This window comes from Cellulomonas sp. P5_E12 (assembly GCF_054049315.1).
This window is the reverse complement of the sequence record NZ_JBFUMP010000002.1, coordinates 164163-180144: the sequence shown is the minus strand read 5'-3', so window position 1 is coordinate 180144 and position 15982 is coordinate 164163. Positions and strand designations below refer to the sequence as shown.

The window sequence follows — 15982 nt, the reverse complement described above, 5'->3', positions numbered from 1 at the left end:
CCCATCCTCGCGGATGCGACGCGAGCTCAGAACGAGAGGTGCGTCCACTCGCCGGCGACGAGCGTCCCGGCCACCGGCATCCCTCGCAGCGGGGCGGACAACGGGTCGGCATCCAGGACGACGAGGTCCGCGGGCGCGCCGACGACAGGGACGAGCCCGCGGCCGTCGACCGACGACTCCAGCGCGACCCGCCTGTCCAGCACCTGCTCGGGGTGCCAGGGGGATCGGCCGGCGCGGGAGCGGGTGACGGCGGCATCGGCGGCGATCCACGGGTCCAGCGGGGCCACCGGGGCATCCGACCCGAGTGCGAGCCTCACGCCGGCGGCATGCAGGGCGCCGAACGCGAAGGCGCGGTCGGTGCGGCCCGCCCAGTGGTGGTCGGCGACGTCGCGGTCGTCCATCGCGTGCTCGGGCTGCACGCTCGCCACGACCCCGAGCGACGCGAACCGCGCGACGTCGTCCCAGGACACCAGCTGCGCGTGCTCGATCGAACCGGCGGCGCCGGACGCCGCGAACGCGTCCAGGGCCAGAGCGTTGGCCGCGTCGCCGATCGCGTGGATGGCGCAGCGCAGGCCGTGCCGGGTCGCGTGGGCCATCAGTGGCGCCAGCCGGGAGGCCGGGACGGCGAGGATCCCGCGGGCGTTCGGGCCGGTCAGCCCCGGGTAGGGGTCGTGGCAGTAGGCGGTGCGCGTGTTCAGCGAGCCGTCCGTGATGACCTTGAGCGGGCCCTGGGTGACCAGGCCGGCGATCGTGTCCCCGGTGTGCAGGTCCTCACGTACCACGCGGTCGAGGAACTCCTCCCAGACGCCCGCCCGCACCCGGAGCCGTCCGGGTCGGGCAGCCGCGCGACGGCGCCAGACGGAGACGTTGTCGGCGATCTCGAGGTCGACCACGCCGACGACCCCGCGCGCGGCGGCCGCGGCGGAAGCGTCGTCGACGAGGGCGTCGGCGACGTCGTCGGGGACGTGGTCGACTGCGCCCGAGAGCGGGAGCCACTCCGACTCGCGCAGCAGCCCGGTGGGGTGCGACTGCACACCGAGGAAGTGCAGACCCGCGGTCGAGGCCCAGGCGCAGTGGAGGTCGCCGGAGACGAGGACGACGGGCACGTCGCCCACGACCGAGTCGAGCAGGGCGGCTGTCGGCGCGTCTGGCCAGAGCCCGTCGCGGAAGCCGTAGCCGACGAGCGCAGTGCCGGGGACGGGACGGGGCGCCGCTGCGACGAGCGACGCAGCGTGCGCGGCGGAGGTGGCCGGCGAGACGTCGAGTCGGCGCCGGGCCAGCGCCCATTGCGTGAGGTGCACGTGCGCGTCCCAGAGGCCCGGCATCAGCCACCGGCCGTCGAGCGGGACGGTCGACGCACCTGGGGCGGAGAGCATCGGCCCGACGGCGGCGACCCGGCCGTCTCGCAGCAGGACGTCGACGGGCTCGTCGGTGCCCACGAGCCGCGCTGAGCGGAGAAGAAGAGCAGTCGATACGGTCCCCATGTGAGCACCGTAGAGGCGGGATACGACCCCACGTTCCTCGGTCCGCGGGTGCCGCTGCCGGTACCGGCGCAGAGCGTCCGGGTGCTCCCGTCGACGCACTTCACCGTGCTGCTCGACCCGGAGCGCCGGCTCGCGGCCGCGACGGCGGTCAACATCGACGGTGCGCAGCTGGTGGACCTGGAGCGGGGGGACGACTGGCACCTCGACCCGCGGGTCCCTGCAGACGAGCAGGCCGGCCCGGAGCTGTACGTGCGCAACGACCTCGACCGGGGGCACCTGGTCCGGCGCAGGGACCCGGTCTGGGGCGACCTCGTGGTGGCGCGGCGGGCCAACTTCGACACGTTCGCCTATCCGAACGCCGCCCCGCAGGCCTCGGCCTTCAACCAGGGCGAGCTGCTGTGGGTGGGCCTCGAGGACCACGTCCTGGGGTACGCGCGGGCGAACGCGCGCCGGCTGTCGGTCTTCACGGGTCCGGTGCTCGCCGACGACGACCCGGTGTACCGCGGCATCGGCATCCCGCGGCTGTTCTGGAAGGTGGCCGCGTGGGCGTCGGAGGACGGGCAGCTGCGGGCGACCGCGTTCGTGCTCGACCAGACGTCGCTGGTGGCGGGGATCGAGCGACGATCAGCCGCCGACGAGGTGCCGCCGCTCGGGCCGTTCAGGACCTTCCAGGTGCCCGTGGCGGACGTCGAGGGCCTCACCAGGCTGGACCTCGGGCCGCTGGTCGACGCCGACGTCCTCGCACCCGTGGGGGCCCAGGGCGACCGCGAGCGCTGGGTGCCACTGACCGCGCTGGAGGAGATGACCCTCTAGTGCCGGACGTGCGCGTCGCGGCGCGCGGGCACCACCATCGGCGTCCCCGTCTCGGGGTCGGGCACCACGCGGCACGCGAGCCCGAAGACCTCGCGGACGAGCGGCTCGGTGACTACCTCGGACGGCGGACCCTCGGCGACGACCACGCCGGCCTTCATCGCGATGAGATGCGTGGCGTACCGGGCCGCCTGGTTGAGGTCGTGCAGGACGGCGACGAGCGTCCGCCCCTCCTCGTGCAGGCGCGCGCACAGGTCCATGACCTCGAACTGGTGGGCGATGTCGAGGAACGTCGTCGGCTCGTCGAGCAGCAGCAGGTCGGTCTGCTGCGCGAGCGCCATGGCCAGCCACACCCGTTGCCGCTGGCCACCGGAGAGCTCGGAGACGAACCGCTCACGCAGGTCGGCCACCTCCGTGGCGTCGAGGGCGTCGGCGACCGCGCGGGCGTCGGCGGCGGACCACTGCCGGAGCAGACCCTGGTGCGGGTAGCGCCCGCGGGCGACGAGGTCGCCGACCGTGATCGACTCGGGCGCGATCGGGCTCTGCGGGAGCAGGGCGAGGCGCCGCGCGACGTCCTTGCTCTTCAGCGACGCGATGGGCACGCCGTCGAGCAGCACCTGCCCCGCACGGGGCTTGAGGGTGCGACCCAGCGCGCGCAGCAGCGTCGACTTGCCGCAGCCGTTCGGCCCGATGATGACCGTGAACGACGACTGCGGGATCTGCACGGACAGGCCCGTGGCGACGACGAGCTGGTCGTAGGCGAGCGTCAGGTCTGACGCCTCCAGCGGCGGACCGTTCACGCAGCACTCCTTCTCCACTCGCGGACCAGCAGGACCGCGAGGTACACGCCGCCGAGCGCGGCGGTGACGACCCCGACGGGATAGACGACGCCGGGCACGGCGTACTGGGCGATCAGGTCCGCCACGACGAGCACCGCGGCGCCGCAGCACGCGGCCGCGACCATGCCGGGACCGGTCGAGCGGGTCAGGCGGCGCGAGATCTGCGGCGCGGTGAGCGCGACGAACGCGATGGGCCCGCTGACGGTCACGGCCGCGGCGGTGAGCAGCACGCCCACGACCACGGCCCACGTGCGCACCCGGTCGGCGGGGACGCCGACCGACACGGCCACCTCGTCGCCCATCTCGACCAGCTGCATCGGCCCGGTGAGCACCAGGGCGGCGGGCAGGAGCACCAGCAGCGCGACGACGATGAGCACGACGTCCGCCCACGACCGCGCGGCCAGGCTCCCGTTGAGGTAGGCGGCGATGACCTGCGCGTCCTCGCGGGTGGCCCGCGCGAGTGCGAGCTGCACGAACGCGAGCGACATCGCCCCGACCGCGATGCCGACGACCACCATGCGCAGCGGTGCGCGGAAGCCGGCGCCCGAGCCGAGATAGACGGCCCCGATCGCGATGCCCGCGCCGATCAGCGCCCCGACCGGTACCGGCACCACGCCGGGCCACAGGAGGCCTGCCGCCGCCGCACCCGCGGCCGCGCCGGCCCCGAGACCGATGACGTCGGGGCTGCCCAGGGGATTGCGGGTGACCGACTGGAACATCGCCCCGGAGACCGCGAACGACGCGCCGGCCGCCGCACCGACCAGCAGCCGCGGCAGCCGGTTGGTCCACAGCACCCACTCCTGCACCCGCGTCCCGTTCCCCGCGACGACGGTCGGCAGGTCCGCGAGCGAGATCCCGAGCTCCCCGGCTGCCAGTGTGACCAGCATGGTGACGAGCACGACCACGAGGGCGATGACGCAGACGACGATGGGTCGGCGGTGCCAGCGAAGGGCGACGACGGGCTCCGCGCCAGGGCCGACCGTCAGCACGCCGGTCACGGTGTCACCGGCCGACGAGCACGGACAGGCACAGTCACAGGCCGACCCTCCCCCGGCGCACGGCCGCGATGAGGAACGGCGCCCCGACGAACGCGGTCACCGCGCCGACGGGCAGCTCCCCGGGGCGCGCGACCACGCGGCCCAGCACGTCGGCCGCCAGCAGCAGGACCGGGCCGAGCACCAGGCAGTACGGCAGCAGCCAGCGGTGGTCCGAGCCGGTGAACCCGCGCACCACGAGCGGCACGGCGAGGCCGACGAACGCGATCGGCCCGACGGCCGCGACGGCGGCGGCGCACAGCACGGTCGCGCCGGCGGCGCCGAGCAGGCGGGTGCGGCCGGCACGCAGGCCGAGGGAGGTGGCGGCCTCGTCGCCGAGCGCCAGCGCGTTGAGCGGCCGCGCGAGCAGGAGGCAGAGCACGAGGCCGACGACGACGAACGGGAGCACCGTCCCGACGGTCGACGGCGGCCGGCCCGCCAGGGAGCCGACCACCCAGTAGCGGTAGGTGTCGAAGACGGTCGGGCTGGCCAGCGTGATCGCCTCGACGAGCGCCACGAGCACCGCCGACACGGCCGCGCCCGCCAGCACGAGCCGCACGGGCGTGGCTCGTCGGCCTCCGGACCCGACCAGGTACACCGCGACGGCCGCGAACAGCGCACCCGGCACGGCGGCCCACACGGACCGCCCCGCGGCGCCGCCGAGCACCACCACGGCGAGGACCAGCGACGCCGACGCCCCTGCGTTGACGCCGAGCAGCCCGGGGTCGCCGAGCGGGTTGCGCGTGAGCCCCTGGATGACGACGCCGGCCACCGCGAGCGCTGCGCCGACCAGCAGCCCGAGCTCCGTGCGCGGGATGCGCGACGCGACGACCACCGAGTCGTACGACCCGTCGGGGTGGCGCCACGCCGACCACACGTCGCCGAGCGGCACCGCCTTCGAGCCGACGGCGATGCTCAGGCCGACCACCAGCGCCAGCAGGAGCATCGCGCCGACCAGCCCGAGACCGAGCCCGAGCGCGCGCGAGCCCCGCACGCGGGKGGCGTGCGGGGCTCGCGCAACGGCGGTGCTCACGAGGTGAAGGCTACGGAGCGACGACGTTCGCGGCGCCCGCGGTGATCAGCGGCAGGTACTGGTCGAGCGCCCACGGCACGCTCAGCGGCGTAGCCACGGACACGGCCATGCCCAGCTTCGGGTCGAGCATCGGCACGTAGGCACCGGAGGCGAACGCGGGGATCTGCGCCCAGAGCGGCTGCGCCTCGGTCGAGGCCTGCTCGTCGGCGTCGTTGAACCAGGTGAACAGCATCTGCGCGTCGTCCAGCTGGTCCGCGTTCTCCAGCCCGAGGGTCGCGACGAACGTGCCGGGCGACGCGGTCAGCGTCGACACCGAGGGCGCCAGCGTCATGCCCAGGCCGGTGAGCAGCTCGACGCGCGGGTCTCCGGGCAGGTACACCGACAGGGCGCCGGGCTGGTCGCCGCCGTACACGTAGGCGAACGAGACGCCGGCGAGCTCGGGGTGCGCCGCGGCGGCCTCGTCGATCGCGGCCTGCCGCTCGTCGAGCAGCGGCTGCGCCTTCTCCGGGACACCGAGGGCCTTCGCGGCGATGGTCACCTGGTCCTCGAGCGAGGTCTGCCAGGCGTCACCGGGGTACGCGACCACCGGCACGAACGCCGAGAGCTGGTCGAACGTCTTCTGGTCGAGGCCTGACTGCGGGGCGAGCACCAGGTCCGGGTTCAGTGCGACGACCGCGTCGACGTCGAGCTCGGGGTACATCGCGATCGTCGTCGGCAGCTCGTCGCCGGCCTTCTCGACGGCCTCACGGAACCACGGCTGGTACCCCTCGGCGTCGCCGCCCCAGGTGTCCGACTCGATGCCGACAGGCGTGGTGCCCAGCGAGAACGCGATGTCCGCGGCACCCCACCCGAGCGTCACCACGCGCTCGGGCTTCGCGGCGATCTCCGCGCTGCCGAGGGCGGAGTCGATCGAGACCGGATAGGCGTTGTCGGTCGAGTCCGTCGCCGACGGCGTGGAGCCGGCATCGTCAGCCGAGCCGCCGCACGCGGTGAGGGTGAGGGCGACGGCCGTCGCGGTGGCCACGAGGGCCGTGAGGCGCGCGATGCGCACGGGAGTGCTCCCCTTCGGTCGGAGGACGAATGAGGTAAGCCTAACCTCTGCCCGACGACCTCCCCGCCGACCGCGGTGAGCGAAAGGTCACATCGACAACGCGCTCCCGGTCAGGCGCTCGTACGCCTCGAGGTAGCGGTCCCGGGTGCGCTCGACGACGTCCGCGGGCAGGGTCGGCGGCGGCGTGTCGGCCGCACGGTCCCACCCCGACGCGTCCGACGTGAGCCAGTCGCGCACGAACTGCTTGTCGAAGCTGGGCTGCGCGCGGCCCGGCTGCCAGAGGTCGGCGGGCCAGAACCGGGACGAGTCCGGGGTCAGCACCTCGTCGCCGAGCGTGATCGCGCCCGTGGTCGGGTCGGTGCCGAACTCGAGCTTGGTGTCGGCCAGGATGACGCCGCGCTCCCGCGCGATGCCCTCGGCCCGGGCGTAGACCGCGAGCGTGAGGGACCGCAGCGCCTCTGCTGAGGCCGAACCGATCTGGTCGACGACGGTGGAGAACGGCACGTTCTCGTCGTGCTCCCCCAGCTCGGCCTTGGTCGCCGGCGTGAAGATCGGCTCCGGCAGCCGCGAGCCGTCGACCAGCCCGTCGGGCAGCGCGATCCCGGTCACCGACCCCGAGACCCGGTACTCCGCGAGGCCGGACCCCGTGAGGTAGCCGCGCGCGACGCACTCGACCGGGAACATCTCCAGGCGGCGGCAGATCATGGCGCGCCCGGCGACCTCCGGCGGCACGTCCGTCGACACCACATGGTTGGGCACCAGGTCCGCGAGCTGCTCGAACCACCACAGGCTGAGCTGTGTGAGCACGACACCCTTGCCGGGGATCCCCGGGCTGAGCACGTGGTCGTACGCCGAGACGCGGTCGCTGGCGACGACGAGCACGACGTCACCCAGCGAGGTCATGGGGCCCTCGGGGACGTACAGGTCGCGGACCTTGCCCGAGTAGGTGTGGGTCCAGCCGGGGATCACAGCAGTCACGGCGCTAAGTGTGCCGGATCAGACGAGATCGTCCCCACCCTCGAGACCCTCTGGGACGGGCAGGCCGACCAGACGCACCAGCCGCTCGACGGTCTCCTCGACGAACGTGTCCTCCGGCTCGTCCACGTGCGCCTCGGCCAGCAGGCGGCGCACGTGCTTGGCCTCGACGTCGACGGCGCCGACCAGCAGCGCCCACTCGGCGAACGCCTCGGCCTCCGCGGCGAGGTCGACCGGCTCGCTCTCGGTCGGGTCGTCGAAGAAGTCCCGCGGCTGGAACCCGAGGTAGAACCGGCCGAGGCCGTCGGGAGCCGGGCGGTAGTCGACGGTCGCGATGTCACCGTCCTGGACCTCGATGCTGAGGCTGGGGGTCACAGTGGCGTCCCCGCCCCAGGTGCCGTCGCCGTACACGAACGTGGTGGTGGCCATCCCGCGATGATGGCACCCATGACCGACTCCCTGCTCGTGGTGCGCGGCCTGACCGGCTAGAGGTCGGCGACGGCCGCCGCGATGTCCGAGCGGTGGTGCGACCCGGGCAGCCCGATCTGGTCGACCCCCGCGTACGCCGCGGCACGGGCGGCGGCCAGGTTCGGGCCGACCCCGACCACGGAGAGCACCCGGCCACCGGCGGACACGAGGTGCGCGCCGTCGATCGCGTCGTCGTCGTCGCCGGGGGCGTTGAGCTGCAGGGCCGTGCCGGCGTGCAGGACGTGCACGCCGGGCAGCTCCTCGGCGTCCTCGATCCCCGTGATCGGGTCGCCCGAGCGGACCGCGCCCGGGTAGCCGCCGGACGCGATGACGACGGTCACGGCGGCGTCGTCGCGCCACTCCAGCGGCGGCAGCGCGCCGAGCGTGCCGACGGCCGAGGCGAGCAGCACGCCGGCCAGCGGCGTCGCGAGCCGCGCGAGGACCACCTGGGTCTCGGGGTCGCCGAACCGGGCGTTGAACTCGACCACCCGCAGCCCCTTCGACGTGAGCGCGAGCCCGACGTAGAGGACGCCGGAGAACGGCGTGCCGCGCCGCGACATCTCGAGGATCGTGGGGCGGGCCACGCGCTCGACCACCTCGTCGACCAGGTCGGCCGGCGCCCACGGCAACGGCGAGTACGCGCCCATGCCGCCGGTGTTGGGGCCCTCGTCGCCGTCGAGCGCGCGCTTGAAGTCCTGCGCGGGCACCAGCGGCACGACGTCGGCGCCGTCCGAGAGAACGAAGAGCGAGATCTCCGGGCCGTCGAGGTAGTCCTCGATGACGATGCGGCCGTCCGGCTTGGCCAGGCAGGCGGCCGCGTGGGCGAGGGCCTCGGCGCGGTCGTCGGTCACGACGACGCCCTTGCCCGCCGCGAGCCCGTCGTCCTTGACCACGTAGGGGGCACCGAACGCGTCGAGGGCGGCCTCCGCCTCCGCCAGGGTCGTCGCCACCCGCGGCTCGGCCGTCGGGACGTCCGCGGCGGCCATGACCTCCTTGGCGAAGGCCTTCGAGCCCTCGAGCCGGGCGCCCGCGGCGGACGGGCCGAACACCGGGATGCCGACGGCCCGCACCGCGTCGGCGACGCCCGCGACCAGGGGGGCCTCGGGGCCGACGACGACGAGGTCGGCTTCCAGCGACGTCGCGAGCGCGGCGACCGCGGCACCGTCCAGCTGGTCGACCGCGTGCAGCGTGGCGAGCACCCCGATGCCGGGGTTGCCGGGCGCCGCGTGCAGCGCGGTGACCGCGGGGTCGAGGGACAGCGCACGCACCAGCGCGTGCTCACGGGCACCGGTGCCGACGACGAGGATCTTCACGTGCCGGGAGCCTACCGGCCCGCGCTCACGCGTCGTCGAGCGGCAGCGGGAGCGCGTCGAAATAGATGCGCACGCGCCGACGGCCCGCGGTGTCGCCGGCCGCCTTGCGCTCCTTGGCGCGCTTGAGCGCGCCGTCGACGATCTCCTGCACGGCGACCACGAGCTCGTCCATCTCGCCGACGGTGAGGTCCGCCGTCGAGCGGTCGTTGAGCGACACGGCCTCCCACTCCGGGGTGTCGCCGGCGACCAACCACCGCTGCAGCACCTGCGCGCGTTCGGCGACCACCCCCTGCAGCAGCGCGTTCGCGGCGTCGGCGGTCCGCGGGTCACGGAGCATGTCGCGCCCGTCGAGGCTGTACCCGACCGCACGCCACCAGCGGTCGCGGCCGCGCTCGTGGGCCGGGTCGTCCTCGACGAACCCGTGCTTCTCCAGCTGGCGCAGGTGGTAGCTGGTCTGCCCGCTGCTCTCCCCCAGGTGCCGACCCAGCTGGCTGGCGGTCGCCGACCCGTGCTCGGACAGGTAGTCGTACATCGCCATCCGCAAGGGGTGCGCCAACGCCTTGAGCTCCTCCGGCCCGATGGCGCGCGCCCGGAACGGCAGGGGCTTGCTCTCGCTCATTCGCAGAGATACCTTTGCAGAGTTGTCTTTGCAGAGTTTCCTCTTCGATCGTACCGGGAGTCCACCCATGAGCCAGGACGTCGCCACGCGCGAGCCCCTCGGCCGGCGCTTCACGGCGCACCTGACCGCCACCGGCCTGGCCAACCTGGGCGACGGCATCGTGCAGACCGGCGTCCCGCTGTACGCCCTGACGCTCACGCGCTCCCCCAGCCAGATCGCGCTGCTCACGGCCGCCGCCTGGCTGCCGTGGCTGGTGTTCGGGCTGGCCGCAGGGGTGGTCGTCGACCGTCGGGACCGCAAGTACACGCAGGTGGTCGGGCTCGGCGCCCGCGCGCTCCTGCTCGGGGTGGCGGTCTGGCTCGTCGCGACCGGGCACATGACGATCGCCGCGCTCGCCGTGATCGTGCTGGCGTACGGGGTCACCGACGTGTTCGTCGACCTCGCCGGCTCCGCCCTCGTGCCGGACATCGTTCCCCGCTCCCGCCTGGAGGCTGCCAACGGTCGCACCCTCGCCGCGCAGCAGGTCATGGCCACGTTCGTCGGCGGTCCGATCGCCGGCGGGATGCTCGCGCTGGGCGCCGGCTGGGTGTTCGGTGTCCCGGCCGGGCTGGGCGTCCTCGCGCTGCTGCTCATCGCCACCCGCATCCCGGGGTCGTACAAGCACGCCGCGGTGGAGAAGCGCCGCGCGACCACCGAGGTCCGCGAGGGCGTCGGCTTCCTGGTCCGGCACCCCGTCCTGCGCCCGCTGCTGGTGGCCGGCAGCGTGATGAACATGGCCAGCACCGGCTACTTCGCGGTCTTCGTGCTCTGGATGGTCGGGCCCGGCTCGCGAGTCGGCCTCGAGCCCGCGCACTACCCGCTGGTCATCGCCGTCCTCGCGGTCGGCGCCGTGCTGGGCTCGATCGCCGCCGAGCCGCTGGGCCGCCGGATCCCGGAGGTCCGGCTGCTGCTGGGCTGCTGGACCCTCGACGCGCTGCTCATGCTGGTCCCCGTCCTGGTCCCGACGGTGCCCGCCATCGCGGCCTCCCTGTTCTTCCTGGGGTTCCTCAACACCAACGGCAACGTCATCTCGCAGTCGATGCGCCAGCGCATGGTCGCCCCCGGGATGCTCGGCCGCGTCGGGGGAGCCAGCCGGACCCTCGGCTACGGGCTCATGCCGCTCGGCGCGCTGCTCGGCGGGTTCGTCGCGGAGCAGTGGGGGCTGCCCGCGGTCTTCCTCGGGGCGACCGTGGTCTGCGTCGCGGCGGTCGCCTACCCGATCGCCGTCGTGCGCCAGCGCATGCTCGCCGAGTTCGAGCTGCCCGAGGTCGTCGACGAGCCGGTCCAGGAAGAAGCGCTGCCTCCCCTCACCGCCACGGTCTGACCCCGACATACTGGGCACGTGCCCCGGCTGACCCCGCCCGCGATCACGCCCGGCAGCATCAGCCGGCACCCCCAACCCGTCCTGTCGGTCGACGGGCTGGTCCTGCGGCCCTGGCGCGCCGACGACGCCGGCGCGGTGGTGACCGCCTACGCGGACCCCGGCATCCGGCGCTGGCACGACCGGTCGATGAGCCCCGAGGAAGCCGACGCGTGGGTTGCCCAGTGGACGGACCGCTGGCAGACCGAGACGGGCGCGGGATGGGCCGTCACGCTCGACGACGCCCCCGTGGGCCAGATCAGCCTGCGGAAGTTCGAGCACGGCGACGGCGTCTCGGAGGTCTCGTACTGGGTGCTGCCGGTCGCCCGAGGCCGCGGGGTCGCGACGACTGCGCTGCGCACCGTCGCCGCCTGGGCGTTCGACGTCGCCGCGGTGCACCGGATCGAGGTCGACCACTCGACCGGGAACCCGTCGTCGTGCGCGGTGGCCACCCGCGCCGGCTTCCGGCTCGAGGGCACCAAGCGGGGGACGGCCCTGCACGCGGACGGCTGGCACGACATGCACCTGCACGCCCGCGTCCAGGGCGACCCCGACGTCAGCTGAGCAGCTCGTGCCGGACGATCGTGGCCTCGCGGCCGGGACCCACGCCGATGGATGAGATGCGGACGCCGGAGATCTCCTCGAGCCGCTGCAGGTAGCGCTGCGCGTTGACCGGCAGGTCGTCGAACTCCCGCGCGCCCGAGATGTCCTCGGACCAGCCGGGCAGGTACTCGTAGATCGGCGTCGCGTGGTGGAAGTCCGACTGGTCGTACGGCATCTCGTCGAACCGGCGACCGTTCACGTCGTACGCCACGGCCACGGGGATGGTGTCGCGGCCCGTGAGCACGTCGAGCTTGGTGACGACGAGGTCCGTGAGCCCGTTGACGCGGGCGGCGTAGCGGACCACGACGGCGTCGTACCAGCCGGTGCGCCGCGGCCGCCCGGTGGTCGTGCCAAACTCGCCGCCGGTCTGGCGCAGCCACTCGCCGTCGTCGTCCAGCAGCTCGGTGGGGAACGGGCCCTCACCCACTCGGGTCGTGTACGCCTTGGCAACGGCGACCACGCGGTCGATCCTCGTCGGCCCCACGCCCGAGCCGGTGCACGCGCCGCCCGCCGTGGCAGACGACGACGTGACGAACGGGTACGTGCCGTGGTCGACGTCGAGCATCGTGGCCTGGCCGGCCTCGAAGACGAGCGTCTTGCCCTCGTCCAGCGCCGTGTTGAGCAGCAGCGGGGTGTCCGCGACCAGCGGCTGCAGGCGGTCGGCGTGGCGCAGCAGGTCCTCGACCGTCTCCTCGACGGTGATCGCCCGGCGGTTGTAGACCTTCACCAGCAGGTGGTTCTTCTGGTCGAGCGCGCCCTCGACCTTCTCGCGCAGGATCTTCTCGTCGAAGAGGTCCTGGATGCGGATGCCGACGCGGTTGATCTTGTCGGAGTACGCGGGGCCGATGCCGCGCCCGGTGGTGCCGATCCGGCGCTTGCCCAGGAACCGCTCGGTGACCTTGTCGAGCGTGCGGTTGTACGGGGCGATGACGTGCGCGGCCGACGAGACCCGCAGGGCGGAGGTGTCGACGCCACGCACCTCGAGCGCGTCGATCTCCTCGAACAGCACGTCGATGTCGACGACCACGCCGTTGCCGATGACCGGCACGACCCCCGGCGAGAGGATGCCCGACGGCAGCAGGTGCAGGGCGTACTTCTCCCCGCCGATGACGACGGTGTGGCCCGCGTTGTTCCCGCCGTTGAACTTCACGACGTAGTCGGTCCGCGAGCCGAGCTGGTCGGTCGCCTTGCCCTTGCCCTCGTCGCCCCACTGGGCACCGAGCACCACGACGGCCGGCATCTAGATCACCACTTTCACCCTGCCTACGGTGCGCACGTGTGTGCCGGGACTGCGCGGGCTCCCTGCACCGGGCGGCAGTGACCCAGTACTCACAGAGGGTATCGGACCGTCAAGAGATGGTCATGTCTCAGCGCAGCTCGGCCACTTCCTCGCCGGACGTGCCGCTGTCCACCAGGAACTTCTCGCAGCGCTCGGCCTCCTCGGACTCGCCGATGGCCTCGGCGGCCTCCGCGAGCGCCAGCAGCGCCCGCAGGAACCCCTGGTTCGGGCCGTGCGAGACCGGGATGGGTCCGCGGCCGTGCCAGCCGGCGCGCCGCAGTGCGTCGAGCCCTCGGTGGTACCCGGTGCGCGCGTAGGCGTAGGCGGCGACCGGGTCGCCCTCGTCGGAGAGCGCACCCTCGGCGAGGAGGGCCCACAGCAGCGACGAGGCGGGGGCGGCCGGCACCGCGTCACGCGGCGACGAGCCGCTGGTCAGCGCGGCTCGGGCGTCGGCGTCGGGGCCGTCGACGGGCAGGAGCGTCGGCGCGGGTCCGTCCAGGAGGTTCTCGTGGCTCATGCGCCCAGTGTGCACGCCGTCACCGGCGCGGCTACAGTCGATGCGCCGACCTGGACCACTGTTCGGCAAGCACACCCCCTCACCAGACAGGGCGGGCCATGATCGAGATCTCGACGTCCCCGACGACGACCACGCTCACCGTCGCGGGCGACCTCGACCTTGCCGAGCGCGACCAGTTCCCGGAGATCGCCGCCCGCGTCGTCGGCCTGCGCCGCCAGCTCCTGGTCATCGACATGTGCGGGGTGACGTTCATGGACTCCACGGGGGCGGCGTTCCTCATCTCGCTGGCCGACGCGGGCCGCAAGCGCGGCGGCGCGACCGTGCTGCGTGGCGCGGACCCGCGCGACCTGTTCGTCATCGAGATCTGCGGTGCGCTCGAGCTGTTCCGCATCGACGCGGAGCACCACTGCGAGTCCGGCGTCAGCCAGTCCGGATTCCGCCGCCCCGAGGCCCCGGCTCCCGCCTGAGCGGGACTAGGGCAGCGGCCCCGGGCGCACCTTCGCCCACACGAGCTTGCCGCCGCGCGACTGCCGCCAGCCCCAGTCGGCGAGCCGCTCGACGATCTGCATCCCGAACCCGCCCACGCGCCCGGGGTGGCCGTCGGTGGTGACGGGCGGCGCGGGGTTGCCGTCCTCGACCTCGATGCGCAGGCCGTCGCCCGTGTCGTAGAGCTGCAGCGACACGTGCCCGAAGCCGTGCAGCACCGCGTTGGCCACCAGCTCGGACACGACGAGCTCGGCGCTCGCGGAGTCCTCGAGGCCCCACGCCTGGCAGGTGCGCACCACGGCGTGCCGCGCGCGGCCGATGGACGCCGCCTCGCTGGGCAGCGACCACCGCCGCCGGCGCGGGCTGCGTGTGCGCTCGGAGGCGTCCGACGGTGAGGGCACGCGCACGACGACCACCGCGACGTCGTCCTCGGGGTGGTCCGCGAGCCGGGAGAGCAGCTCCTCGCCGACCCCTGCGGCGTCCCGCGCCGTGACGGCCGCGGCGACGCTCGACAGAGCCGCCAGCCCTTCGCGCAGCCCACGGTCTCGCCGCTCGATGAGCCCGTCGGTGTAGTACAGGACGACGTCGCCGGGCTCGAGGTCGACCGTGGCGGTGGCCCGGCCCCCGCCCCCGAACCCGATGAGGGGGCCGCCGGCCGCGGCCAGCTGGGTGACCTTGCCGCCGCGCACGTGCAGCGCCGGCAGGTGGCCCGCGCGCGAGTACTGCAGCTGCCAGGCCTCGGCGCTGCGCGTCAGGGTGGACAGGACCAGCCCCGCCGGGCGCGGCACCCGCATGCCCGCGACCAGCTGGTCGACCCGCTCGAGCACCGGCCCGGGCGTGGTGATGTCGAACATGTACGAGCGGACCACCGAGCGCAGCTGGCCCATGGACGCGGCGGCCTCGACGTCGTGCCCGACCACGTCTCCGATGACGACGCCGACCACGTCCGTGCTCACCTGCAGCACGTCGTACCAGTCGCCGCCCACCTGCGCGTTCTCCGAGTTGGGCGCGTAGTACGTCCACACGTCGAGGCCGTCGACCTCGGCCTGCTCGGGCAGCATCGCGCGCTGCAGCGTCTCGGCCAGCCTGTGCTCGCGGTCGTAGAGCCGCGCGTTGTCGATGACGAGGCCGACGCGGCGGGCGGTGAGCTCGAGGACGGTCCGCGCCGACGGCTCGAGGTCTCGCAGGCCGACGCCGTCGTGGGCGTGCACCGCCAGCACGCCCAGCACCCGACGGCGGCCGGGCAGGGGGAAGACGAGCACGCGGCGGTCCTCGTCGGTCTCCGAGCCGCCGAGCGCCCGGTCGGCCTCCTGGGTGAGCCACGCCGACGCGCTGCCGAGGCCGTAGGGGCCGCTGAGCTCGAGCTCGACGGGCCGGTCGACCTCGGCGTCGAGCAGCTGTTGCACGGCGTCGGGACGCAGGTCCTGCACCACCGGCCCCTCGCCGTGCCGGGCACCCTTGCCGGTCGCCGGGTGAGCGGCGTCGATCCCGTCGGCCGCCCGCAGGCCACCGTCGTTGAGGTAGAAGGCCGCCCACCCGACCACGGACCGCCGCAGCATCGTCGCGATCTCGCGCAGGGCGTGCGGGTCGTCCACGTCCATCAGCAGGTCGGACACCTGGGCGATGAGCCCGAGGCTGCGCCGCTCGCGCCGCTCCGCCTCGACCAGCGCAGCCTGCTCGGCGTCGTGGGAGATCTGCTCCGTGAGGTCCTGCAGCGCCGCGACCCAGTGCGTGACCACACCGTCCGGGCCGGCAGGCACGGGCGCGAGCGTCGCCCGGCAGGTGAACGTCGACCCGTCGGCCCGTCGCAGGGTGACCACCTGGGCGACCGGCTGCTGCGTCCGGATCGCCTCCAGCATCCGGTCGAGCTCGGGCTGCTGGGGGGCGTTCTCGCCGACGGCGCCTGGGTGACGCCGCCGCGCTTCCTCCAGGCCGTACCCTGTGACTCTCTCGAAGGCGTCGTTCACCCACACGACGGGCATGTCGGGTTCGGACGCATCCAGCAGGGCGATCGGCACCGACGTGGCCCGCAGGGCGCGGTCCCGCACGTCGGCGAGGTCGCGATCGGGGAA

The 15982-nt window shown here is 73.9% G+C and carries 16 protein-coding genes; 4 read left to right on the top strand and 12 right to left on the bottom strand.

Going from position 1 to position 15982, the window contains the following annotated elements; all coding sequences use genetic code 11:
- Window positions 1-26: 26 nt before the first annotated feature.
- Window positions 27-1484: an amidohydrolase family protein gene (locus ACXJKA_RS02225; RefSeq protein ID WP_456823535.1), complete on the bottom strand. Its 1458-nt coding sequence runs from the start codon at window positions 1482-1484 to the stop codon at window positions 27-29.
- On the opposite strand from ACXJKA_RS02225, the gene ACXJKA_RS02220 reads away from it, so the two are divergent.
- Entirely contained in the window at window positions 1485-2297 is an 813-nt protein-coding gene (locus ACXJKA_RS02220) for a DNA/RNA non-specific endonuclease (protein WP_456823534.1), read from the top strand.
- Here the strand turns inward: ACXJKA_RS02220 and ACXJKA_RS02215 are convergent.
- From ACXJKA_RS02215 to ACXJKA_RS02180, 8 genes are all read right to left on the bottom strand, one after another.
- The gene (locus ACXJKA_RS02215) at window positions 2294-3094 is read right to left on the bottom strand and encodes an ABC transporter ATP-binding protein (RefSeq protein WP_456823533.1); all 801 of its coding nucleotides are present in this window, start codon (window positions 3092-3094) and stop codon (window positions 2294-2296) included. The genes ACXJKA_RS02220 and ACXJKA_RS02215 overlap by 4 nt on opposite strands.
- On the bottom strand, window positions 3091-4131 hold the full coding sequence (locus tag ACXJKA_RS02210) for a FecCD family ABC transporter permease (RefSeq protein WP_456823532.1): 1041 nt from the start codon (window positions 4129-4131) through the stop codon (window positions 3091-3093). The genes ACXJKA_RS02215 and ACXJKA_RS02210 overlap by 4 nt, the downstream gene beginning before the upstream one ends.
- Window positions 4132-4165: 34 nt before the next feature.
- Window positions 4166-5200 carry a FecCD family ABC transporter permease gene (locus ACXJKA_RS02205; protein WP_456823531.1) on the bottom strand — a complete coding sequence of 345 codons (1035 nt, stop codon included), beginning with the start codon at window positions 5198-5200 and terminating at the stop codon, window positions 4166-4168.
- A 10-nt stretch (window positions 5201-5210) separates the two neighbouring features.
- A complete protein-coding gene (locus tag ACXJKA_RS02200; protein ID WP_456823530.1) occupies window positions 5211-6251 on the bottom strand; it encodes an ABC transporter substrate-binding protein in 1041 nt (346 codons plus the stop codon).
- 87 nt (window positions 6252-6338) lie between these two features.
- On the bottom strand, window positions 6339-7229 hold the full coding sequence (locus tag ACXJKA_RS02195; protein WP_456823529.1) for a phosphoribosylaminoimidazolesuccinocarboxamide synthase: 891 nt from the start codon (window positions 7227-7229) through the stop codon (window positions 6339-6341).
- A gap of 18 nt (window positions 7230-7247) precedes the next feature.
- Window positions 7248-7655 carry a hypothetical protein gene (locus tag ACXJKA_RS02190; RefSeq protein ID WP_456823528.1) on the bottom strand — a complete coding sequence of 136 codons (408 nt, stop codon included), beginning with the start codon at window positions 7653-7655 and terminating at the stop codon, window positions 7248-7250.
- A gap of 56 nt (window positions 7656-7711) precedes the next feature.
- Window positions 7712-9007, bottom strand: coding sequence for a phosphoribosylamine--glycine ligase (gene purD, locus ACXJKA_RS02185; RefSeq protein ID WP_456823527.1), 1296 nt, complete (start codon window positions 9005-9007; stop codon window positions 7712-7714).
- A gap of 25 nt (window positions 9008-9032) precedes the next feature.
- On the bottom strand, window positions 9033-9626 hold the full coding sequence (locus ACXJKA_RS02180) for a helix-turn-helix domain-containing protein (protein WP_456823526.1): 594 nt from the start codon (window positions 9624-9626) through the stop codon (window positions 9033-9035).
- Window positions 9627-9693: 67 nt separating this feature from the next.
- Here ACXJKA_RS02180 and ACXJKA_RS02175 point away from each other — a divergent pair, with 67 nt between their 5' ends.
- Both ACXJKA_RS02175 and ACXJKA_RS02170 read left to right on the top strand, forming a co-directional pair.
- Window positions 9694-10989 (top strand): MFS transporter, encoded by a 1296-nt coding sequence (locus ACXJKA_RS02175; RefSeq protein WP_456823525.1) that lies wholly within the window; start codon window positions 9694-9696, stop codon window positions 10987-10989.
- Window positions 10990-11007: 18 nt separating this feature from the next.
- A complete protein-coding gene (locus tag ACXJKA_RS02170) occupies window positions 11008-11589 on the top strand; it encodes a GNAT family N-acetyltransferase (protein WP_456823524.1) in 582 nt (193 codons plus the stop codon).
- On the opposite strand, the gene ACXJKA_RS02165 is transcribed toward ACXJKA_RS02170, so the two are convergent.
- Together ACXJKA_RS02165 and ACXJKA_RS02160 are read right to left on the bottom strand one after the other, a co-directional pair.
- Window positions 11582-12868: an adenylosuccinate synthase gene (locus ACXJKA_RS02165; protein WP_456823523.1), complete on the bottom strand. Its 1287-nt coding sequence runs from the start codon at window positions 12866-12868 to the stop codon at window positions 11582-11584. The genes ACXJKA_RS02170 and ACXJKA_RS02165 overlap by 8 nt on opposite strands.
- Before the next feature lie 127 nt (window positions 12869-12995).
- Window positions 12996-13424, bottom strand: coding sequence for a DUF3151 domain-containing protein (locus tag ACXJKA_RS02160; RefSeq protein ID WP_456823522.1), 429 nt, complete (start codon window positions 13422-13424; stop codon window positions 12996-12998).
- A 98-nt stretch (window positions 13425-13522) separates the two neighbouring features.
- On the opposite strand from ACXJKA_RS02160, the gene ACXJKA_RS02155 reads away from it, so the two are divergent.
- A complete protein-coding gene (locus ACXJKA_RS02155; protein WP_456823521.1) occupies window positions 13523-13891 on the top strand; it encodes an STAS domain-containing protein in 369 nt (122 codons plus the stop codon).
- A 6-nt stretch (window positions 13892-13897) separates the two neighbouring features.
- Here the strand turns inward: ACXJKA_RS02155 and ACXJKA_RS02150 are convergent, their stop codons facing one another.
- A complete protein-coding gene (locus tag ACXJKA_RS02150) occupies window positions 13898-15958 on the bottom strand; it encodes a SpoIIE family protein phosphatase (RefSeq protein WP_456823520.1) in 2061 nt (686 codons plus the stop codon).
- Window positions 15959-15982: the final 24 nt, after the last annotated feature.